Raw genomic sequence first — 20221 nt, 5'->3', positions numbered from 1 at the left:
CATATGACACAAAGTGTCATTAGATTGAGTGGGCGCCCCGAGTCATTGCCGTGACCCGTGGCCGCTTCACCCATTCGCCCGGGAGCCACCCCATGACTGCGACCCTAGACACCCCGAAAGAGCAACTGATTCAACTGGCCCAGCGGCAGATGCTCAGCGCGCTTGCCGACTGCACCTATAGCACGCGGGAAAAACTCGCCCTGACCTGCCGGATTCTGTTCGACGCCGGCCATGATTCCGGCCTGGCCGGGCAGATCACCGCCCGCGCTGAGCAGCCTGGCGCATATTACACCCAGCAGCTGGGCCTGGGTTTCGATGAAATCAGTGCCAGCAACCTGCTGTTGGTCGATGAAAACCTCAACCTGCTCAGCGGCGACGGCATGGCCAACCCGGCCAACCGCTTCCACAGCTGGCTCTACCGCGCCCGCGCCGACGTCAACTGCATCATCCACACCCACCCGCTGCACAGCGCCGCCCTGTCGATGCTGGAGGTGCCGCTGGCGGTGTCGCACATGGACCTGTGCCCGCTGTTCGACGACTGCGCCTTCCTCAAGGACTGGCCGGGCATTCCGGTGGGCAACGAAGAAGGCGAGCTGATCGCCACGGCCATTGGCGACAAACGCGCGATTCTGCTCTCGCACCACGGCCTGCTGGTTGCCGGCAGCAGCGTGGAAGAGGCCTGTGTGCTGGCTGTGCTGTTCGAACGCGCCGCGAAGATGCAGTTGCTGGCGATGGCCGCAGGCGAGATTCAGCCGATTCCCGCCGCCCTCGGCCAGCAGGCCCACGACTGGATTTCCACCCCCAAGCGCCACGGCGCCGCTTTCAACTACTACGCCCGGCGCGCACTGCGCAGCCACGGCGAGTGCCTGAACTGACCCTTGCCCCTTTTTGCTGATACAGGTGAATGACATGTCTTGTGCTCCAATCCGCGGCGTCATCGGCTACACCATCACCCCTTTCACGGCCCACGGCGCCCTCGACCTGGAAGCCCTCGGCCGCTCCATCGAGCGGCTGATCGACGCCGGCGTGCACGCCATCGCCCCCTTGGGCAGCACCGGCGAAGGCGCCTACCTCAGCGACGTCGAGTGGGAGCAGGTGGTGCGCTACAGCCTGGCGACCATCGCCGGGCGCGTGCCCACGGTGGTCAGCGTGTCCGACCTGACCACCGCGCGCACCGTGCAGCGTGCGCGTCTTGCGGCCGAATGCGGCGCCACTGCGGTGATGGTGCTGCCGGTGTCGTACTGGAAGCTCACCGACGCCGAGATCGTCCAGCACTACAAGGCCATCGGCGCGGCCATCGACATTCCGATCATGCTTTACAACAACCCCGGCACCAGCGGCACCGATCTTTCGGTGGAACTGATCCTGCGCATCCTCGCCGAGGTCGACAACGTCACCATGGTCAAGGAGAGCACCGGCGACATCCAACGCATGCACCGCCTGTACGCCGCCAGCGCTGGCCGCGTGGCGTTCTACAACGGCTGCAACCCGCTGACCCTCGAAGCGCTGGTGGCCGGCGCCAGCGGATGGTGCACGGCCGCGCCGAACCTGATTCCGGCGCTCAACCTGGCGCTCTGGCAGGCGGTGCAGGACGGCGCGCTGGAACAGGCGCGCAGCCTGTTCTATCGCCAATACGCGCTGCTCGACTACATCACCCGCCGCGGCCTGCCGAGCACGGTCAAGGCCGGCCTTGCGATGACCGGCTTGGCGGTCGGCGCCCCACGCCTGCCACTGCAAGTGCTCGAAGCGCCTGAACAGGCGCACTTGCGCGCGCTGCTCGCGGCGCTCGAGGTCGAGCTGCTGGCCGAGGCCCAGGGCTGATCGCAGCCAGCAGGCGATTGCTCGGCGCGAGGCATTCAGCGATGCTGAGCGCCCCTCACCCTCGAGCCTTTGCCGTGACTCAGCCCACTGTCGAAACGCCCTGGCGCGGCGATGCCTGGCTCGCCCCGCACGCGCTGGTGTTCTTTGGTGTGTGCGGGCATGCCCGCGCCCATGCCCATCACCCGCACCAATGGCTGAGGCGCCTGGACGGCCAGCCGCTGGTGATGTGGCTCGATGGGCAGCGCGTCGAAGCCGATCAGTTGTTCATTCCCTCGCGCTGCCCGCACGCCTTCGAGCAACCCGAACAGGCCGTGCTGGCGCTGTTCGCCGAACCCCACGCCTACGCCCAAGCCGCCTTGGCCGCATCCCTTGCGAGCGAGCCGCCGAGCACCCCCGAGGCCTTGCTCGAGCGCCTGCGGCAGGTGCAGCCGCCGCCGCTGGACCGGCGCTTGCAACGGGCCCTCGAGACCCTGCTGGCCAACCCCGCCGATGCACCGGCACCGACCACCCTGGCCGCGCTGGCCGGGTTGTCGGCCAGCCAGTTGCAGCGCCTGGCCAGCGCGCAACTGGGCATTTCCCTGCAACGCCTGCTGCTCTGGCAGCGCTTGCGCCTGGCGCTACGGGCGGTGCTCGGCGGAGGCAGCCTGACCGTCGCCGCCCACGCGGCCGGCTTTGCCGACGGCGCCCACCTGTCGCGCAGCGTTCGCCGCCTGCTGGGCATTCGCGCCGACCTGAGCATGGGCAGTGTGCGCCTGGTCGACTGAGCGCAGTCGAGCGGGCAACGGTGGGCACGGCTGATGGGGCAAACGCTGCCACGGCGCCAGCAACTGTTGCAGATACCCGCGCGGGTAGTTCGGCTGGCTGCCGATGCCCAGGTCATCCTCGGCCAGTGCCTTGGGGTCGCCGGCGAACCAGGTGCCCAGCAGGCGATCCCAGACAGTCAAGAACAACCCGAAATTGACGTCCCCGGCGCGGCCATAGCGCAGATGGTGCCAACGGTGTACCGGCGCCCAGGCCATGACGCTGGCCGGGCCGCACCAGGCGATGTCGGCGTTGCTGTGCTGCAGCAGCAATTGAATCGCCACACTGAAGGCCAGCAGCACTGCCACCTCCTCACCCATTCCCAGCAGCAACAGCGGCAGCACCCCGCCACAGGCCTCGAGCGCTTGGTGCAGGGGGTGCTTCATCCAGCCGTTGAAGCTGTACATACGCTCGACGCTGTGGTGCACCGCGTGCAGGCGCCACAGCCGCGCCGAACGGTGGCTGGCCCAGTGCACCAGGGTGATACCTAAGTCAGCGCAAACCAACGCCAGCAGCAGTTGCAGCGCAAGCGGCCAGTGCCCCGGCCACAGCGCCCAGAGCGTGATGTGCCCGCCCAGCGCCGACAGCCCCAGCAAAAACAGCACGTTGCCGCCTTCGATGGTCAGCGCATGCCAGGTGTCGCGCCAGGTGTCGTGGTGATCCTGATTCCACCGCGGGCGAAACGGGATGCGCCGCTCCACCCACAGGTTCACGGCCAGGGCGCTCAGCAGTATGGCCAGCAGCCACAGGGGATGGGCCTGGCGGGTATCGAGCAGCCAGACGGCCAAACCGATGCTCAGGGCGAACAGCAACGGGGCGAAGCAGTAACGCAGGAAGGTGTTCATACGGACCTCACGAGTGATGGAGGTCCAGCATGGGCGGTGGCGGCGCGGCAGGCTTGAACCAGCCGCGCAAAGCGCTAGCTGCGGTTGAGCAGCTTTGCCAGCACGAAGGTGACCAGCACCGCCAGCAGCACGGCCAGCGCCACGGCAAGGCCAATGCCCCACGCCTGCAAGGTGCCGTGCAGGGTCAGGTAGAAGCCGATCACCCCCACCGCACCGATGGCATTGCCGCGCACGATGGTCGCCAGTTCATGGCGTCCACCCTGTACGTGGGCGAACACCGCCAATGGCCAGGCGATCACCGGAATCGGCGCGAGCATGCCGCTGACCACCGGCCCCAGCCAGTGCGCGGTGGTGGTGATCAACAGCAGCAGCGCGGTGGCGGTGGCCATGCGCATGGGAATCACCCAGCGTGGCAATGGCACGAACGAGGCGTTGCGCCCGGGCAGTTCCGCACGGGTCGCCAGCAGATTGGCGAGCAGCATCGCCAAGGTCAGCAGCACCGGCAGCAGCAGGCCGCCGAACTGGCTGATGGCCCATCCCACACAGCCATAGAACAGCAGCGCAGCGCAGCAGCCGAGCCATGCCGAAACCTTGCGCGTGAACAGAAAGTAGAACAGGTAAGTGGCCTGGATCGCCGCCAGCCCCGCCAGCGCCCCCGGCACCGCCTGCCAGGCGAACTGCGCCCCTTGCTCGAGGCTGACGAACAGCGTCACCACCGCCGAGGTCAGCGGCAACCCGGACAACAGGCCGCCCAACTGCGGCCCCCAGCGCCGCCCGGCGAGGGAGATGGCGAGCATCAGCAACGGGGTGATCACAAGCTTGAGGTAGAAGACGGTCATGGCGCAGGCAATGAGGACGAAAGAACCTGCAGCATGCCGCAATCGACTGGCTTTGGGGAGTCGAGAAGGTCCTTGGCCGCACGGTGCGGCTGGGGCATGCTGGCCTACCCTGCCCCCAAGGATGCTGACTGTGTCGTTGATCCCCCACTTGGATGAACCTGCCGACGTGCTGATCGCTGGCGCCAGCCGCGGTATCGGCCTGGCGCTGTGCCGCGCGCTGCTGGCCCGTGACGACGTTGCCAGGGTCTGGGCCGTGTCGCGGCGCGCCAGTGAGGAGGCCGCGCTGGCCAAGCTTGCCGCCGCCTACGGCGAGCGCCTGCAACGGCTGGACTGCGATGCTCGCGATGAAGGGCAACTGGCCGCACTGGGCAGGACGGTTGCCGAGCGCTGCACGCATCTGCATCTGGTGCTGTGCAGCCTGGGCACCCTGCATCAGGATGGCGCGGTGGCGGAGAAATCCCTGGCGCAACTGGATTTGGCCGGGCTGCACAGCAGCTTTGCCAGCAATGCGTTTGCACCGATCCTGCTGCTCAAGCACCTGTCACCGCTGCTGCGCGGCCAGGCCAGCACCTTTGCCGCGCTGTCGGCGCGGGTTGGCTCGATCGGCGACAACCGCCTCGGCGGCTGGTACAGCTACCGCGCCAGCAAGGCTGCGCTGAACCAGTTGCTGCGCAGCGCCAGCATCGAACTGACCCGGCTGAACCGCCAGTCCACCGTGCTGGCCCTGCACCCCGGCACCACCGATACCGAGCTGTCGCAGCCGTTCCAGGGCAACGTCCCGTCAGGAAAACTGTTCGAGCCAGCGTTCACCGCCGAACGCCTGCTGGCGCTGATCGCCGAGCACGGGCCGGCGGACAGCGGCTCATTCTGGGGCTGGGATGGACAGCGCATCGAGTGGTAGCGATAACGCCTGCCATCTGCACCGGCACCCTGTGAACCCGGTGCAGCGCTGCGGCCTTACGTACGGAAGCGTCCGACCATGGTGTTGAGGTCCACCGCCAGGCGCGACAGCTCGGAGCTGGCGGCGGTGGTCTGGTGGGCGCCGGCGGCGCTTTGTACCGACAGGTCGTTGATATTGACCAGGTTGCGGTCGACTTCGCGGGCGACCTGAGCCTGTTCTTCGGCGGCGCTGGCGATCACCAGGTTGCGTTCGTTGATCTGGGATACCGCACCGGCGATGGTGTCCAGCGCAAGACCGGCGCCACGGGCCATGTTCAGGGTCGATTCGGCGCGCTCGGTGCTGGTGCGCATCGATTCCACGGCATGCTCGGTGCCGCCCTGGATGCTGCCGATCATGCGTTCGATGTCGCTGGTCGACTGCTGCGTGCGATGGGCCAGCGCGCGCACTTCATCGGCCACCACGGCAAAGCCGCGGCCCGCTTCACCGGCGCGCGCCGCTTCGATGGCGGCGTTGAGCGCCAGCAGATTGGTCTGGTCGGCCAGGCCGCGGATCACATCGAGCACCTTGCCGATGTCACGCGACTGCCCGGCCAGATCCTCGACCAGCTTGCCGGTCGCCTGCACATCGCCGCTCATGCGTTCGATGGCGCTGACGGTCTCCAGTACCAGGTCACGGCCATCACCGGCCGAGCGGCTGGCTTCGGCAGAGGCCTGGGAGGTGCTCACGGCATTGCGCGCCACCTCTTCCACGGCGCTGGTCATTTCCGTCACGGCGGTGGCGGCCTGCTGGATTTCAGCGTTCTGCTGGGCAAGGCCCCGCGCGCCTTCATCGGTAACGCTGTTGAGCTCTTCAGCGGCAGAGGCCAGTTGCGTGGCCGAACCGGCGATCTGCTGCAAGGTTTCGCGCAGGCGCGCCTGCATGCTGGCCATGGCCTGCAACAGGCGTGCGGCCTCGTCGGTGCCGTCGGTTTCGATGCGGTGGGTCAGGTCGCCCACGGCGATCTGCTCGGCGGTGCGCAGGGCATCTTCCACCGGCTTGACGATGCTGCGGGTCAGCGCGAAGGCGAAGATGAAAGTCAGCAGCGTGGCGACGATCAGCAGGCCGATCACCAGGGTGATGGCGCTGTCGTAGCTGTTCTGCGCCGCATCGTTGCTCTTGCGCGCCTGGTCAGTGTTGAACTGCACCAGCTCGCCCATCACCTGGTTGATCGCTTCGGAGTTCTTCAGCATGTCGCCGTTGAGCAAGGCGCGCAGCTCATCCAGACGGTTGCTGCTGCTCAGCTCCCGTACCCGCGCTTCCAGTTGACGGTACTCGCCCAGCAGTTGCCCGAAGTGATCGAAAATCACCTGCTCGTTCTGCGCTTCCACCAGGTTCTGGTAGGTCTGCCGCGCCTTGTCGGTCTGCGCGTTGCGCTCGTCCATGCGCCGCAGGGTCTCGGCCTGGCTTTGCGGGTCACGGTTGGCGAGCAAGGTGTAGGTCAGCGTGCGCAGGCGCAAGTTGGCAGTGGTCAGCTCGTTGAGCGCCTTGATGCTGGGCACCCCGATGGTTTCGATCTTCACCCCGGCCTGACGAATATCCCCCATCTGCATCAGGGAAAAGATGCCCAGGGCGAGCATCAACAGACCAATCAGAGAAAAGCCGAGCAGCGCGCGCGGAGCGATGTTCAAACGGCGAATAGACATGGATCAGGTATCCGGAAAGGATCGCGATCCATGCGAAAGAAGAAGACATGCCAACGTATCGGTAGGCGCTGACAAGTCTTTAGTTGCGGGCCGAGAAAAGTCCGGGGTTTTTTCGGGGTCAGGCGGGGCCAGCTTCGCTGGCCCAACGCTTACAACACACTCGCCAGAAACTCGCGCAAGCGCGGATGCTGCGGGTTATCCAGCAGGTTGCGTGCATCGCCGGCCTCGACCACCTGGCCGTGGTCCATGAATACGATATTGTCGGCCACTTCGCGGGCAAAGCCGATCTCGTGGGTCACTACCACCATGGTGATGCCCGAGTGGGCCAGCTGCTTCATCACCTGCAACACCTCGCCGACCAGTTCCGGGTCGAGCGCCGAGGTGGGTTCGTCGAACAGCATCACCTCAGGCTGCATCGCCAGGGCACGGGCAATCGCCACGCGCTGCTGCTGACCGCCAGAAAGCTCGCGCGGCCAGGCCTCGGCGCGGTGCGCCAGGCCCACCTGTTCGAGCAGCGCCATGGCCCGTGCCTGCACCTCGACGCGCTTTTGCCCACGAATGCGCAGCGGCGCGTCGACGATGTTCTGCAACACCGTGCGGTGCGGGAACAGGTTGAACTGCTGGAACACCATGCCGATGCGCTGGCGCTGTTCGGCCACGCGCTTTTCCGGCAACTCGTACAGCGCCTGGCCCTTGCGCTGATAACCGATCAACGTGTCGCCCACGTGCACGGTGCCGCCGTCGAGCTTCTCCAGGTGGTTGATGCAGCGCAGCAGGGTCGACTTGCCCGAGCCGGACGGCCCGAGGATCACCGTCACCGAACCGGCGGCAATGTCCAGATCGATGCCTTTGAGCACCGGATTGCCGGAAAACTGCTTGTGGATACCGCGCAAGCGGATCGCTTCACTCATGCTTCAGACTCCTGACTCGGCACCGCGCGGCCCAACCAATTGCGCCGGTGCTGACTGTTGCCGCGGCTGAAATGCACCTCGACGAAGTGCTGCAGCACCGACAGCAGCGAGGTCATCAGCAAGTACCAGGCGGTTGCCACCAGCAGCAACGGAATCACCTCGTAGGTGCGCTGGTAGATGATCTGCGCTGAATACAGCACGTCCTGCAAGGCGATCACCGAGACCACGGCGGTGGTTTTCAGTTGCCCGATCACCTCGTTGCCGGCCGGCGGCAGAATGGTGCGCATGGCCTGCGGCAGCACGGTCTGGCGGAAGATCTGCCCGGGGCGGTAGCCCAGCGCCTTGGCCGCTTCCAGCTGACCGGCGCCCACGCTTTGAATACCGGCGCGGATGATCTCGGCGGCATACGCCGACTGGTGGATCACCAGGGCCAGCACTGCCGCACTGAACGGGCTGATCACCTCGTTGGTGGCCGCGCTCCACACTTCGCCAACCCAGGGCAGGCTCAACGCCAGGCGCGGATACAGCGCGGCGATGTTGTACCAGAGAAACAGCTGCACCAGCATCGGCACGGCGCGGAAGAACCAGGTGTACGCCCAGCTGACGCTGACCAGCACTGGGTTCGAAGACAGCCGCATCAGCGCCAGCACAGTGCCTCCGGCGAAGCCGAACAGCACCGAGATGACGGTGAGCTTGATGGTCATCAGCACGCCGTTGAGGATCGATTCCTCGGTGAGGTTGGCAGCCACCACGTCCCACTCGAAGCGCGGGTTGTCGAGCATCGAATGCAGCGCCAGCGCCAGCAGTAGCAACACCACTACAGCGCTGGCCCAACGTCCCCAGTGGCGGTTGCCGACGATGCGCAGGCCGGCGATGTCGTCGTCGGGGCGTGGCGTCATTTGGCGATTTCTTCGTTGCGGCCCGCCGACTGCACAGCGCCGAAGCCGATGTCCCATTTATCCAGAATCTGCTGGTAGGTGCCATCCTTGATCAGCGAATTCAGCGCGGCCTGGATCGGCTCGCCCAGCGGCGACTGCTTGGGCAGGGCGATGGCGACGATGGTGTCCTCGATGGTGATTTCCCCGGCCACGGTCAGGGCCTTGACCTGGGTAGCCTGATAGCGCAGCCCCTCGTAAGGGCCGAAGAACATCGGTACGCGGCTGCTGATCACCGCCTGCACGCCGGCTGGGCGATCAGGGAAGATCGGCACGCTGATGGCCGGTTTGCCGGCGGCCACGCAGGCCTCGCTGGCCTGTTGCAGGCGAGTCACCTGGGAGGTGCCGGCGCCAGCGCCGACGGTTTGCCCGCACAGTGCGTCGAGGCTGTTGAACGGCCCCAGATTGGCGTCGGCGCGGCCGATCAGCGCCAGCTTCGAGGCGTTGTAGTAGCCGACGAAATCGACCTGCTCGAGGCGCTTCTTGTTGGCATCGATGTTGGCCAGGGCCGCGTCGTAGCGGCCGGACTTGAGCCCCGGAATGATGTTGTCGAAGCCGCCGGTGTCACGCATCTGCAGCTTCAGGCCCAGGCGGTCGGCGACGGCGCTGATGATGTCGATTTCACGGCCTGCCAGAGTCTTGTTGTCGGCCTGGTAGAAGGTGGTCGGCGGGGTGTTGGGGTTGGTTCCAGCCACCAGGTAGCCGCGTTTCTGGATCGCTTCGGGCAGGCTGGCGTGCAGCGCAGGGTCGGCTGCAGGCTTGGCGCTGGCTGCGAACGGTACGCCGCCTTCGGCAGCGAAGGCGCCGCCAGCGGCGCTGAGGGCGGCGACGGCGCCGATCAAGGTCAGATGCTTCATGGGTTATTCCTTCTCGCTCGCCAGTGCGGCGACGGCGGCAAAGTTGTCGGTGACCGGCGGCAGGCCGAGGTTTTCACGCAGGGTCGAATACTGGTACTCGTCGCGGAACAGGCCGCGGCGCTGCAACTCAGGGATGACCAGTTCGACGAACAGCTGCAATTGCTCGGGCAGTACCGCCGGCATGATGTTGAAACCATCCGCGCCGCCCTGCTCGAGCCACTGCTGGAAGTCGTCGGCGATGTCTTCGGCGGTGCCCACCACCACACGGTGCCCGCGCGACCCTGCGGCCACGGCGGCAAGCTGGCGCAAGGTGAGGTTTTCCCGCGCGGCCAGCTCGGTGAGCAGCTTGACCCGGCTCTGGCTGCCCTCGGTGGCCGCAATTTCCGGCACCGGGCCATCAAGCGGGTAGGCGCGCATGTCGGTGCCAAAACGGGCCGACAGCTGTTCGATACCGTTGTCGATGTCTACCAGCTCGTTGAGCTGATCCCACACCGCCTGGGCCTGCTCACGGGTGCGGCCGACGATGGGCATCACCCCCGGCAGAATCAGCAGGTGATCGGGGTTGCGCCCGGCGTCTCGCACGAACTGCTTCTGGCTGCGGTAGAAGGCCTGGCCTTCTTCGAGCGACGCGGCCGCGGTGAACACCACCTCGGCGGTCTGCGCCGCCAGTTGCTGGCCGGCCGGCGAGGAACCGGCCTCGATGATCACCGGCCGGCCTTGCGGCGAGCGGGCGATGTTCAGCGGGCCCTGCACCTGGAAGTGCTTGCCCTTGTGGTTGGCCGGGTGAATCTTGCTTTCGTCGCTGTACTGGCCGCTGTGCTTGTCACGCACGATGGCGCCCTCTTCCCAGCCGTCCCACAGCTTGAAGGCGACGTCGAGGAACTCGCGGGCCACTTCGTAGCGGTCAGCGTGGGACGGCAGGTCTTCACGGCTGAAGTTGCGCGCGGCATCGGCGGAGAACGAGGTGACCACGTTCCAGGCCATGCGCCCGCCGCTGATGTGGTCGACCGAGCACAGCGCACGGGCCAGGTGGAACGGCTCATCGAAGGTGGTCGAGGCGGTCGCGGCCAGGCCGATGTGACGGGTCTGCACGGCCAGGGCCGAGAGCAGGGTCAGTGGCTCGAGGCGCGACATGGTCGAGGGCAGGCGGTGCACGCTGGTGGCCAGGGCATCACCGACGAAGAACATGTCGAACTTGCCCTGCTCGGCGGTTTTGGCGATCCAGGTGAACCAGTCGATATCGGTCGGTGAGCCTTGCGCACCGTCGGCGCGCCAGCCGCCGACATGGTGCCCCAGCGCCTGCACGAACAGGCCAAGACGCAGTTGACGGGGTGATGTCTGTGGCACGGACATAGCGAACGATCCTTATGGGCAACGAATGAGGGAAAGCAGCCGATGCAACGCGGCATCGTCAGGCAGTTCGAGGTCTGCGGTCAGTGCCACGCGCTGCGCCTGCGGCCAGTCTTGCAGGTTGCGCTGCAGCTTGCCGCGCACATCGGTGGGCAGCGCGGCGGTCTGCATGCGGGTGACGCAGTGGCTGCGCTGGCTGCCGTCTGTGAGGGTCAGGGTGAGGCGGTGGAAACGTTTGTCGTGGTCGAGCTCATCGGCCGGGGCGCTGAGGTCGGGCACGCGCTGCACCTTGCTCGCCAGCGCTGCGATCTGCGCATCGACCGGGCCGTCGGTGTAGCGCGGCAACGCCACCTCGCCGTTGCGCAAGGCGTCGGCGATCACGTATTCCAGGCTGAAACGCGCTTCCACGCCGGTGTGCGCCTGACGAATCGACGGCGCGGTGTCGGCGCCGGGTGGAAAGCTCACCTCGATGGCGGCGATCTGCTCCAGCGCGAAATCCTCGACAGCGCGCAGCGCGAATGCCGCTTCGATGGCGCTATGGGTGCCGCCGCAGGTGGGGTAACGCTTGAATTCCAGGCCGGGTTTGACGATACGCCAGGGCGCGCCCCAGTCAGCCAGCAGCGCCTCGGGCTGGGCAACGCCGAAGCCAAGCACCTCGAGCATTTGCTCGAGCACCTGCTGGGGTTGTGCGGCAAAACCACTGGCCGCCAGTTGCACACTATTGACTGCCTGGCGCGCCGCAAGACCTGCGTGCAGCGCCTTGGCCGCGCTGCCGAACTGCGCGCGCAGCCCTGCAGCCTGGGTTGCGGCCAGGCCCAGGGCGATTTGCGTGTGCTGGGCACTCAGTTGCAACAGGTGGCACGCCGCGCCCGTGGCAGCGATCACCCCCAGCGTTGCGGTGCTGTGCAGGCCGACCGCGTAATGCCGGGTGCCGATGGCCTTGCCCAAGCGCCCGGCCAGCTCGACACCGATCACGTAGGCATCGAGAAAGCGCTCGTGGCGGGCGACGTCGGCATGCTGCGCCGACAACGCGAGCAGGGTCGACAGCACCACCGTGCTCGGGTGGCCGCGGAAGGTGGCGTGGTAGTCGTCGAAGTCCAGCGCATGGCTCATGTAGCCCAGTTGCAGGGCGTGGTTGTCGACACTGTGCTGCGCCGGATAGACCTGGCGCACTGGCGCAAGGGCAGTGTCCTGGAGCAGCCCCAGGTGCACCGGCAGCAGGCAGGCGAAGTAGTCCACCAGCCCATCGCGGGCGAGCTGGCGTTCGAGGTCCCGTGGTCGGGTGTTCAATAGCGCGTCGGCCAGCCGCTCGCTGAGGGAATTACTCAAAAGGCACCTTTCACTGCAAGGCTTGACCTAGGTCAATCGATTCGGATGGGTTGAGATTTTCCTGTTCTATAAAAACTTTCGCCAATAACCAAAGGTTATTGGTTATTCCATATTGGCCTATGGCTATCGCAGAACGCTTTCCCGGGCAGGATCGGCCGCGAAAAGCTGCGTTCAACGCCCGTTACAAGAGGGCTGGCTGAAGGGTTTGAAATGCCGCGAACACCCTGGTTCAACCTTTCTGCCCTGCGGCACGGGCCAGGGTGGAAGCAGGCGCTTGCCGTGACGTACGTGAGAACGTTCGTCAGGAGTGCGTTACAAATTATTGATAAGGCGACTAAAGTAGCGCGCCCACGGAAATGGATCCGGGGCTTTTACTCATGGAGTTAGGCGTGAATTTCATCTCAAAATCGCTGGCCGCTGGCCTGTTCGCCATCACCCTGGCAGGCTGCACCGGCACCCCGATGACCACCCCGCACTACGACAGCAGCCAGTACACCGTCCTAGGCCACAGCGAGGCCTCGGCGACCGGCCTGATGCTGTTCGGGCTCTTCCCGATCCAGCAGAACACCCGCTTCGTGCGCGCGCAGAACGCGGCGATCAAGGCCAAGGGCGGTGATGCACTGATCAACACCCAAGTGCAGGAAAAATGGTTCTGGGCCTGGGTCATGAACGGCTACACCACCACCGTTTCCGGTGACGTGATCAAGCTCAAGAACCCGCCTGCCCCGCTCGCCCCGGCTTCAAACGTGAAGTAAGGCCAGCGCGCCGATCAGCGCCGGTGGCATCACCAGCAGGCCCAGGCGCAGAAAGTCCCAGGGCCCGACATGCTCACCTTCCCGGCGAATGGCTGCCAGCCACAGCAAGGTAGCCAGGGAACCGGTAATGGACAGGTTGGGGCCCAGGTCGACGCCGATCAGCAGCGCCCCGGTGGTCTGCGCGGGCAGATCACTGAGGTTGCCGATCGAACCTGCCACCAGCCCGGTGGGCAGGTTGTTCATCAGGTTGCCGGCCAACGCCGACAACAGGCCAGCCGCCCAGCTCGCCTGCGCCGGGGAATGCGCGGCCAATTGCTGCAGGCCGTGCGCCAGACGTTCGATGACCCCGGTCTGCGCCACCGCCTCGACCAGCACGAACAAACCCGCCACCAGCGGCAACACCCCCCATGCCACGTTCTTCAGCACCGGCAGCGGCGAGCGCCGTTGGCGCAGGTGTATCAGGCCTGCGGTCAACAGCCCGGCGCAGAAGGTCGGCAGGCCCAGTTCCCAGTGCAGCGCCGAAGCGCCGAGCAGCACCGCTGCGGTCAGGGCAATGCCCAGCGCGCACAGCCGGCCACCACTGGACAGCGGCTGCAACGCCACCTGTAGCGCCAACGGTTGGCGAATCTGCCCGCGTACGGCCCAGCGCAGCATCAGGTAGGTCAGGCCGATCGCCGCCAGCGACGGCAGGCTGAACAGGCGCAGCCAGTCGAGCAGCGCCGGCATGTCGCTGCCGAACACCACCAGGTTGGCTGGGTTGGAAATCGGCAGCACGAAGCTTGCGGCGTTGGCGATGAAGGCGCAGATGAACAGATACGGCAACGGCGGTGCCTTGGCCGCGCGGCAGGCGGCGTAGACCGCAGGCGTCAGCACCACGGCGGTGGCGTCGTTGGAGAGGAACACCGTGACCACGGTGCCGACCAGAAACACCAGGTCGAACAGGCGCTGCCCCGAGCCTTTGGCGTGCTGCACCGCGTACATCGCCAGCCAGTCGAACAGCCCCTGCTGACGCGACTGCTCGGCCAGCACCATCATCCCCACCAGGAACAAGTACACATCGCGCCCCTCGGCCACCGCTGCCAGCGCGGCGCGCGGCGCGATCAGGCCGATGACGGTCAACAGCACGGCGCCGCTGACCGCCCAGATCCATTCCGGCACCCGCCAGGGGCGCAGAATTACCGCGGCGGTGGCGACGGCGGCGATGGTCCAGATGGCGATGGCGGGGTCAAATGCAGGCATGGGCGAGGCTCAAGGGAAAGGCCGATGAAAGATAGCGTGGGAAAACAGCGATGCAGGATAACCACTGCGCGTGGCATTCGTGCGCTCGAGCGTCAGACCTGGGCCTGGCTCGATCGCTCCGCAGGTGTCGCGAATTTCATCCTCGGTGCCGTGGGTGCTCTGTGCCGGCGGCGGCGCTCAAGCCTGGCCGCCCAGGCAGATCAGTGAAACCACCAGCCCGCCAATGGCCATGTGCGCAGCCACCAGGGTCGCCAGAACCAGCGGTACGAGCTTGAGCAACGGCACAAGCGGTGCGATTTCAAGCTGGTAATCATCGCGGATGGTTTCCGGGTTCAGGCAGGTGATGGTGAAGTCACCGGCCTGCGCGCAGTCGAAGCCACCCAGCGGGGTCGAGCGTTTTCCGGCCATGTCGGTACGATCGACGGTGAACAGCGAGCGTCCATAGGAGCGGTAGGTGAGCGGCTGAGCGGCGGCGGTGCTGATGGCGAAGCGGGCGCGAAAGTGCGCCACGCCAATCAGAAACTTCATCGGCGGGATCACGACATTCACCACATAACGGCCCGCCTGCGGCAAATGAAAGGCGAATGGCTCGGCGCTGGCGGCGAAGCGAATCTTCACGGCGGGAAAGATCATGCGCTTGGCCAGCCTGATACAGCGCACTAGCAAGTAACTGCCCAGCAGCAGGCTGGCAGGTGCGAGAACAAAGACAACCGGATTCGAGAAGTTCACGCCAAGCCCCTGTAAAAGAAGGCGTTCATCCTACGGGATCGCTTTGCCGCGGAGCAATCGGCCTGCTGAGTTGGCTCGGACGCAATGGGTAGCGCGAAGAATCACACGCAAAGAAAAGCCCGCTGGGGAAGGCGGGCCAAGTGTTTCACGGATGTGGCTCCACCTTGCCAAGGCACTGGTGAAAATGGTGTGAAGAGGATGTCGTTAAAACGCAGAAGGGCGAACTGCATCACAACTGTGCAATGCCCGCCCTCAGTCTCACATTCGGTAGCGCGACGTCACTCGGTCACATGCACGCTGTCCAAGTACGTGCGCACCGCCCACAGCGCTTCCTGGCTGAGGAAGTCCGCCATCTTCGGCATGTACACCCGGCCATCACGCACCGCGCCGTTGCGTACTCGCTCGACGAACCATTCGTCCCCGGCTTCGCCCTCATCGAGCAGGCGCAGGTCGGGCGCGATGCCGCCGGACTTGGCTTCCAGGCCATGGCAGGCGGCGCAATTCTGGTTGTAGGCCGAGGCACCGATTTCCACCGCTTTGTCGTGGTCCTTGCCGGTGCGGTAGGGGTTTTCCGCGCGCCACTCGCTGCCCAGTGGCTCCAGGCCTTCGGTGTTGACCGCAGTGGGGGTGACATTGCCGTGGGCGAGCACGCTGCCAGCGGTGGTCAGGCCCAGCAGCAGCACGGCACGCTTCAGGGCCTTGGTAAGGGTTGTCATTGTTATTGTCCTCGACGTCTTCGGATAGCTCGCAAAAGCCCTCCGGCGAGGGCCTGCCAGCATCCTAGGAAGGTGCTGCGCGCGACCCCATGCTGCCTTGGCGCGCGGCGAATGCTCCCTTGGTCGTAGTGCTTTCGAGGCAGTGCCAAATCATGTCCGAGCCGGGAAAAACTCCCGCAACAATCGGGAAATTTTCCGTATCTCGGTGGCGCCGTGCGTTTCAGGCTATGGCGGCACAACACCACTGGGAACAACAACCATGACAACAACGACGTTACCCACCCTGCTCTCGCCACTGACCACTGCCCTGCTCTTGGCCGGCCTGACCTTCGGCGCCGTCGCTCAAGCAAAACCTGTTACCTGGGAAGACATCGCCGACGACCACAACACCACGCAGAACGTGCTGCAGTACGGCATGGGCACCAACGCCCAGCGCTGGAGCCCGCTGACCCAGGTCAACGACCAGAACGTGTTCAAGCTGACCCCGGCCTGGTCGTTCTCCTTCGGCGACGAGAAGCAGCGCGGCCAGGAATCCCAGGCCATCATCAACGACGGGGTGATCTACGTCACCGGCTCCTACTCGCGGGTGTTCGCCCTCGATGCCAAGACCGGCAAGCGCCTGTGGACCTACAACCACCGCCTGCCGGACAACATTCGCCCGTGCTGCGACGTGGTCAACCGCGGCGCGGCCATCTACGGCGACAAGATCTTCTTCGGCACCCTCGATGCGCGGGTGGTGGCGCTGAACAAGGACACCGGCAAGGTGGTGTGGAACAAGAAGTTCGGCGACCACAGCGCCGGCTACACCATGACCGGCGCGCCGACCCTGGTCAAAGACCAGAAAACCGGCAAGGTGCTGCTCATTCACGGCAGCTCCGGCGATGAGTTCGGCGTGGTCGGCCAGCTCTATGCGCGTGACCCCGACACCGGTGAAGAGGTGTGGATGCGGCCCTTCGTCGAAGGGCACATGGGCCGCCTGAACGGCAAGGACAGTACGCCCACCGGCGATGTCAAGGCGCCCTCCTGGCCGGACGATCCGAGCAGCCCCACCGGCAAGGTCGAGGCCTGGAGCCATGGCGGCGGCGCACCCTGGCAGAGCGCAAGCTTCGATGCCGAGACTAACACCATCATCGTCGGCGCCGGCAACCCGGGGCCGTGGAACACCTGGGCACGCACCTCCAAGGACGGCAACCCGCACGACTTCGACAGCCTGTACACCTCCGGCCAGGTCGGCGTCGACCCGAGCACCGGCGAGGTGAAGTGGTTCTACCAGCACACCCCGAACGATGCCTGGGACTTCTCCGGCAACAACGAACTGGTGCTGTTCGACTACAAGGACAAGGACGGCAAGCAGATCAAGGCCACCGCCCATGCCGACCGCAACGGCTTCTTCTATGTGGTCGACCGCAGCAACGGCAAGTTGCAGAACGCCTTCCCGTTCGCCGACAACATCACCTGGGCCAGCCATATCGACCTCAATACCGGGCGCCCGGTGGAAAACCCTGGCCAACGTCCGGCCAAGCCTGAACCGGGGCAGACCAAAGGCAAGCCGGTGGAAGTCTCGCCGCCCTTCCTCGGCGGCAAGAACTGGAACCCGATGGCCTACAGCCAGGACACCGGCCTGTTCTACGTGCCGTCCAACCAATGGAAAGAGGAATACTGGACCGAAGAGGTCAACTACAAGAAAGGCTCGGCCTACCTGGGCATGGGTTTCCGCATCAAGCGCATGTACGAGGACCACGTTGGTTCGCTGCGGGCCATGGACCCGACCACCGGCAAGATGGTCTGGGAACACAAGGAGCGCCTGCCGCTGTGGGCCGGGGTGCTGGCGACCAAGGGCAACCTGGTGTTCACCGGCACCGGTGATGGCTTCTTCAAGGCGTTCAACGCCAAGACCGGCGAGGAGCTGTGGAAATTCCAGACCGGCAGCGGCATCGTTTCGCCGCCGATCACCTGGGATCAGGACGGCGAGCAGTACATCGGTGTCACCGTCGGCTATGGCGGCGCGGTACCGCTGTGGGGTGGCGACATGGCCGAGCTGACCAAGCCGGTGGCCCAGGGCGGCTCGTTCTGGGTGTTCAAGATTCCGGCCTGGGACACCAAGACTGCGCAACGCTGAGCCTGTCGTGCCTGCATGCGCCGGCCTGCCCAGGCGGCGCATGCAGGTGTGGTCTGTACCACGCCCTTTATCGGGAGCCACCATGAACTACCTGCCCCTGGCCCTGGCGCTGCTGATCAGCCCCGCCTTCGCCACCGATAACGCCGAGCAAAACGATGACGTGCCACTGACCGTGAACGGTTGCCTTCTGGCCCCGGAAAGCCATTGCGCCAACGCCAGCCTGCGCGGCGCCGACCTGAGCAACCAAGACTTGCGCAAGATCGATCTCTCAGGCGCGGATCTGCGCGAGGCCAATCTGCGCCACGCCCGCCTCGATCTCGCCAACCTGGAAAACGCCGACCTGCGCGGCGCCAACCTGACCCGTGCCAGCCTGCAACAGAGCAACCTGCGCCTGGCGCAACTGCAAGGCGCGACCTTGCTCGCCGCGCAAGGCTGGGGCCTGTTCGCCCAGGGCGCCAACTTCGCCAACGCCGATTTGTCGGGTGCCTATCTGGAATTCGCCAGGCTGTCGGGCGCCAAGCTGCAAGGTGCGACATTCACCGCTGCCGACCTGGAAATGGCCTGGCTGAGCAAGGCCGACCTGACCGGCGCGACCCTCAGGGACGCCAACCTGCAAGAGGCCAAGTTCGGCGAAAGCAACCTCGAACGCGCCGATCTGCGCGGAAGCCGTCAGCACTATGCCAACTTCCAGGACAGCAACATGGAGGGTTGCCAGGGCTGTCCCAGCAGCTGGAATTAGGCCGCCAGGCGCAGCAGACCGCTGGCAATGGCCAGGTGCACCAGTTCGGCCTGGCCGCTGACCTGCAACTTGCTCTTGAGCAAGGTCAGCTGGTTGGACACGGTCTTGCTGCTGATGCATAGGCGCTCGGCGATCACCCGCACTGCGGTGCCCTTGGCCAGCATCAGAAGGATTTCCGTTTCCCGCGGGGTCAGCGCCTGCAAGCGGCGCTCATCGGCGCTGTGCGCCTGGCAGGCCAGGGCACTGGCCAGCGGCTGTTCGATGTAGGCATGCCCGGCGAGGGTGCGCCTTACCGCATCGATCAGCACCGCCGGCGCCACCTGTTTCGACAGAAAACCACAGGCCCCCACCGCCAGGGCCTGGCGCACCACATTCAGCTCGCAGTGCTCACTGAGAAACAGCACGCGTAACTGCGGCAGGCGCTGGCGCAGTCGCCGGGTGGTTTCCAGGCCGCTGATGCCGGGCAGGTCGAAGTCCATGATCACCAGCGCCGGCACCTGCAACTGCGCCTCGCTCAGCGCCGCCTCGCCGCTGCCTGCGTGCAACAGCGGCATGTCGGGCAAGGCCTGACCAAGCGCGCTGGCAAGGCCCATGCGCAGCAGCGGGTGATCATCGACCAGCAGAATGCTCATGGCGCAACTCCGGTTCCTTCGGCCCCTCATCCTAGGCCTGCGCCGTGGGCACCCCTCTACTACTTTGGTGCCGGTTGCGCTGTCGATGGTCGCATTCACAAAAGCATTGCCCGAAGCTCTTAATAGGCTCATAACACCAGGCCAAAACCCCTACAAAGCCTGCGACCTTGCGCGCCAGCACACTCGAACAACAATAAGGTGCACAGCCATGTACAAGATTCTCATTGCCGACGATCACCCGCTGTTTCGCGAGGCCATTCACAACGTCATTGCCGACGGCTTTCCCGGCAGCGAAGTGATGGAATCGGCCGACCTCGACAGCGCCCTGGAGCTGACCCAGGACCACGACGACCTCGATCTGATTCTGCTCGACCTGAACATGCCCGGCATGCACGGCCTGGGCGGGCTGATGAACCTGCGCAACGAGGCGCCGACCATTCCGGTGGTGATCGTCTCTGCCGAGCAGGACAAGCAAGTGGTGCTGCAGGCCATCACCTACGGCGCGGTGGGCTTCATCACCAAATCGTCGCCACGCACGCAGATGACGGCGGCCATCGAGCAGATCCTCAACGGCAATGTCTACCTGCCCCCGGACATCATCCGCACCCAGCGCCCTGGCCAGCGTCGCCAAAGCCCAGAACACCCAAGCTTTGCCCCGGAACTGCTGCAAGCGCTGACGCGCAAGCAGTTGCTGGTGCTCGAGCGCATGACCAAGGGCGAATCGAACAAGCAGATCGCCTATCACCTGGACATCGCAGAGACCACGGTCAAGGCCCATGTTTCGGCGATTTTGCGCAAACTCAACGTGCACAATCGGGTGCAGGCGATTCTCAGTGCAGGCGATATAGACTTCAGTGCCTACCTGCGTCGCTGAGACATGTAGGAAAAAACTTCGTCGCGGCCATTGAATCGCCTGCAACGGGTGCAGTAAGCTCGGGACCACTCACTGGAGCGCATCATGCACACTCACCGTCACTCTCACAGCCTCGCCCAGCGCCGCGTTCAACGCGCGATGGCAGCC

Annotated in this window: 19 protein-coding genes and 2 pseudogenes; 8 read left to right on the top strand and 13 right to left on the bottom strand. The window is 65.4% G+C overall.

Annotated features, from left to right (window positions below):
• Nucleotides 1-92: 92 nt before the first annotated feature.
• The 3 genes and pseudogenes from H618_RS0105085 to H618_RS23105 form a co-directional block, all read left to right on the top strand.
• Nucleotides 93-875: an aldolase gene (locus tag H618_RS0105085; RefSeq protein WP_028694043.1), complete on the top strand. Its 783-nt coding sequence runs from the start codon at nt 93-95 to the stop codon at nt 873-875.
• A gap of 34 nt (nt 876-909) precedes the next feature.
• Nucleotides 910-1821, top strand: a complete 912-nt coding sequence (locus H618_RS0105080) for a dihydrodipicolinate synthase family protein (protein ID WP_028694042.1) — start codon at nt 910-912, stop codon at nt 1819-1821.
• Nucleotides 1822-1862: 41 nt separating this feature from the next.
• Nucleotides 1863-2483, top strand: a pseudogene (locus H618_RS23105) (AraC family transcriptional regulator); the annotation flags it as partial.
• On the opposite strand, the gene H618_RS21260 reads toward H618_RS23105, so the two are convergent.
• Both H618_RS21260 and H618_RS0105065 read right to left on the bottom strand, forming a co-directional pair.
• On the bottom strand, nt 2439-3467 hold the full coding sequence (locus tag H618_RS21260; protein WP_081673710.1) for a sterol desaturase family protein: 1029 nt from the start codon (nt 3465-3467) through the stop codon (nt 2439-2441). The pseudogene H618_RS23105 and the gene H618_RS21260 sit on opposite strands and share 45 nt — an antisense overlap.
• Before the next feature lie 74 nt (nt 3468-3541).
• Entirely contained in the window at nt 3542-4306 is a 765-nt protein-coding gene (locus tag H618_RS0105065) for a hypothetical protein (RefSeq protein WP_028694040.1), read from the bottom strand.
• Between the two features lie 130 nt (nt 4307-4436).
• Between H618_RS0105065 and H618_RS0105060 the strand changes: the two genes are divergently transcribed.
• Complete coding sequence (locus H618_RS0105060; RefSeq protein ID WP_028694039.1) at nt 4437-5207, top strand: SDR family oxidoreductase; 771 nt, start codon at nt 4437-4439, stop codon at nt 5205-5207.
• Nucleotides 5208-5263: 56 nt separating this feature from the next.
• Here H618_RS0105060 and H618_RS0105055 read toward each other — a convergent pair whose 3' ends face one another.
• The 7 genes and pseudogenes from H618_RS0105055 to H618_RS0105030 all read right to left on the bottom strand — a co-directional run bounded on the left by H618_RS0105055 (nt 5264) and on the right by H618_RS0105030 (nt 12271).
• Nucleotides 5264-6325 carry a methyl-accepting chemotaxis protein gene (locus tag H618_RS0105055; protein WP_425414171.1) on the bottom strand — a complete coding sequence of 354 codons (1062 nt, stop codon included), beginning with the start codon at nt 6323-6325 and terminating at the stop codon, nt 5264-5266.
• 21 nt (nt 6326-6346) lie between these two features.
• Nucleotides 6347-6889 (bottom strand): annotated as a pseudogene (locus H618_RS23400) (MCP four helix bundle domain-containing protein); the annotation flags it as partial.
• Nucleotides 6890-7038: 149 nt separating this feature from the next.
• Complete coding sequence (locus H618_RS0105050) at nt 7039-7800, bottom strand: amino acid ABC transporter ATP-binding protein (protein ID WP_028694037.1); 762 nt, start codon at nt 7798-7800, stop codon at nt 7039-7041.
• Nucleotides 7797-8699: an amino acid ABC transporter permease gene (locus tag H618_RS0105045; protein ID WP_028694036.1), complete on the bottom strand. Its 903-nt coding sequence runs from the start codon at nt 8697-8699 to the stop codon at nt 7797-7799. The genes H618_RS0105050 and H618_RS0105045 overlap by 4 nt, the downstream gene beginning before the upstream one ends.
• A complete protein-coding gene (locus H618_RS0105040; RefSeq protein ID WP_028694035.1) occupies nt 8696-9592 on the bottom strand; it encodes an ABC transporter substrate-binding protein in 897 nt (298 codons plus the stop codon). Before H618_RS0105040 ends, H618_RS0105045 begins: the two co-directional genes overlap by 4 nt.
• A gap of 3 nt (nt 9593-9595) precedes the next feature.
• A complete protein-coding gene (locus tag H618_RS0105035) occupies nt 9596-10945 on the bottom strand; it encodes an LLM class flavin-dependent oxidoreductase (protein ID WP_028694034.1) in 1350 nt (449 codons plus the stop codon).
• 12 nt (nt 10946-10957) lie between these two features.
• Nucleotides 10958-12271: an MmgE/PrpD family protein gene (locus H618_RS0105030; RefSeq protein ID WP_028694033.1), complete on the bottom strand. Its 1314-nt coding sequence runs from the start codon at nt 12269-12271 to the stop codon at nt 10958-10960.
• 377 nt (nt 12272-12648) lie between these two features.
• Here H618_RS0105030 and H618_RS21255 point away from each other — a divergent pair, with 377 nt between their 5' ends.
• Nucleotides 12649-13026 carry a hypothetical protein gene (locus H618_RS21255; protein ID WP_081673709.1) on the top strand — a complete coding sequence of 126 codons (378 nt, stop codon included), beginning with the start codon at nt 12649-12651 and terminating at the stop codon, nt 13024-13026.
• Here the strand turns inward: H618_RS21255 and H618_RS0105020 are convergent.
• From H618_RS0105020 to pedF, 3 genes are all read right to left on the bottom strand, one after another.
• A complete protein-coding gene (locus tag H618_RS0105020) occupies nt 13012-14265 on the bottom strand; it encodes an arsenic transporter (RefSeq protein ID WP_028694032.1) in 1254 nt (417 codons plus the stop codon). The two genes, H618_RS21255 and H618_RS0105020, sit on opposite strands and share 15 nt — an antisense overlap.
• 177 nt (nt 14266-14442) lie before the next feature.
• Nucleotides 14443-14898, bottom strand: a complete 456-nt coding sequence (locus H618_RS21250) for a hypothetical protein (protein WP_154660619.1) — start codon at nt 14896-14898, stop codon at nt 14443-14445.
• 374 nt (nt 14899-15272) lie between these two features.
• Entirely contained in the window at nt 15273-15710 is a 438-nt protein-coding gene (gene pedF / locus H618_RS0105010) for a cytochrome c-550 PedF (protein ID WP_028694031.1), read from the bottom strand.
• A 259-nt stretch (nt 15711-15969) separates the two neighbouring features.
• Here pedF and exaA point away from each other — a divergent pair, with 259 nt between their 5' ends.
• Nucleotides 15970-17829, top strand: coding sequence for a quinoprotein ethanol dehydrogenase (gene exaA / locus H618_RS0105005; RefSeq protein WP_033727502.1), 1860 nt, complete (start codon nt 15970-15972; stop codon nt 17827-17829).
• A gap of 82 nt (nt 17830-17911) precedes the next feature.
• The gene (locus tag H618_RS0105000; RefSeq protein WP_028694029.1) at nt 17912-18568 is read left to right on the top strand and encodes a pentapeptide repeat-containing protein; all 657 of its coding nucleotides are present in this window, start codon (nt 17912-17914) and stop codon (nt 18566-18568) included.
• Here the strand turns inward: H618_RS0105000 and H618_RS0104995 are convergent.
• Nucleotides 18565-19200, bottom strand: coding sequence for a response regulator (locus H618_RS0104995; protein ID WP_028694028.1), 636 nt, complete (start codon nt 19198-19200; stop codon nt 18565-18567). The two genes, H618_RS0105000 and H618_RS0104995, sit on opposite strands and share 4 nt — an antisense overlap.
• A 208-nt stretch (nt 19201-19408) precedes the next feature.
• Between H618_RS0104995 and H618_RS0104990 the strand changes: the two genes are divergently transcribed.
• Complete coding sequence (locus tag H618_RS0104990; protein WP_028694027.1) at nt 19409-20074, top strand: response regulator transcription factor; 666 nt, start codon at nt 19409-19411, stop codon at nt 20072-20074.
• Nucleotides 20075-20221 lie beyond the last annotated feature (147 nt).

Origin of the sequence: Pseudomonas cremoricolorata DSM 17059 = NBRC 16634 (assembly GCF_000425745.1) — a bacterium.
Lineage (GTDB): Bacteria > Pseudomonadota > Gammaproteobacteria > Pseudomonadales > Pseudomonadaceae > Aquipseudomonas > Aquipseudomonas cremoricolorata.
The sequence above is the reverse complement of the archived record's forward strand: the minus strand, read 5'-3'. Positions and strand labels throughout refer to the sequence as shown.

What these genes read in the sequence shown, in the direction of transcription:
- H618_RS0105085 (WP_028694043.1), top strand. Translation starts at nt 93, where the DNA reads ATGACTGCGACCCTAGACACCCCGAAAGAGCAACTGATTCAACTGGCC.
- H618_RS0105080 (WP_028694042.1), top strand. Translation starts at nt 910, where the DNA reads ATGTCTTGTGCTCCAATCCGCGGCGTCATCGGCTACACCATCACCCCT.
- H618_RS21260 (WP_081673710.1), bottom strand. Translation starts at nt 3,467, where the DNA reads ATGAACACCTTCCTGCGTTACTGCTTCGCCCCGTTGCTGTTCGCCCTG.
- H618_RS0105065 (WP_028694040.1), bottom strand. Translation starts at nt 4,306, where the DNA reads ATGACCGTCTTCTACCTCAAGCTTGTGATCACCCCGTTGCTGATGCTC.
- H618_RS0105050 (WP_028694037.1), bottom strand. Translation starts at nt 7,800, where the DNA reads ATGAGTGAAGCGATCCGCTTGCGCGGTATCCACAAGCAGTTTTCCGGC.
- H618_RS0105045 (WP_028694036.1), bottom strand. Translation starts at nt 8,699, where the DNA reads ATGACGCCACGCCCCGACGACGACATCGCCGGCCTGCGCATCGTCGGC.
- H618_RS0105040 (WP_028694035.1), bottom strand. Translation starts at nt 9,592, where the DNA reads ATGAAGCATCTGACCTTGATCGGCGCCGTCGCCGCCCTCAGCGCCGCT.
- H618_RS0105035 (WP_028694034.1), bottom strand. Translation starts at nt 10,945, where the DNA reads ATGTCCGTGCCACAGACATCACCCCGTCAACTGCGTCTTGGCCTGTTC.
- H618_RS21255 (WP_081673709.1), top strand. Translation starts at nt 12,649, where the DNA reads ATGGAGTTAGGCGTGAATTTCATCTCAAAATCGCTGGCCGCTGGCCTG.
- H618_RS0105020 (WP_028694032.1), bottom strand. Translation starts at nt 14,265, where the DNA reads ATGCCTGCATTTGACCCCGCCATCGCCATCTGGACCATCGCCGCCGTC.
- H618_RS21250 (WP_154660619.1), bottom strand. Translation starts at nt 14,898, where the DNA reads ATGATCTTTCCCGCCGTGAAGATTCGCTTCGCCGCCAGCGCCGAGCCA.
- pedF (WP_028694031.1), bottom strand. Translation starts at nt 15,710, where the DNA reads ATGACAACCCTTACCAAGGCCCTGAAGCGTGCCGTGCTGCTGCTGGGC.
- exaA (WP_033727502.1), top strand. Translation starts at nt 15,970, where the DNA reads ATGACAACAACGACGTTACCCACCCTGCTCTCGCCACTGACCACTGCC.
- H618_RS0105000 (WP_028694029.1), top strand. Translation starts at nt 17,912, where the DNA reads ATGAACTACCTGCCCCTGGCCCTGGCGCTGCTGATCAGCCCCGCCTTC.
- H618_RS0104995 (WP_028694028.1), bottom strand. Translation starts at nt 19,200, where the DNA reads ATGAGCATTCTGCTGGTCGATGATCACCCGCTGCTGCGCATGGGCCTT.
- H618_RS0104990 (WP_028694027.1), top strand. Translation starts at nt 19,409, where the DNA reads ATGTACAAGATTCTCATTGCCGACGATCACCCGCTGTTTCGCGAGGCC.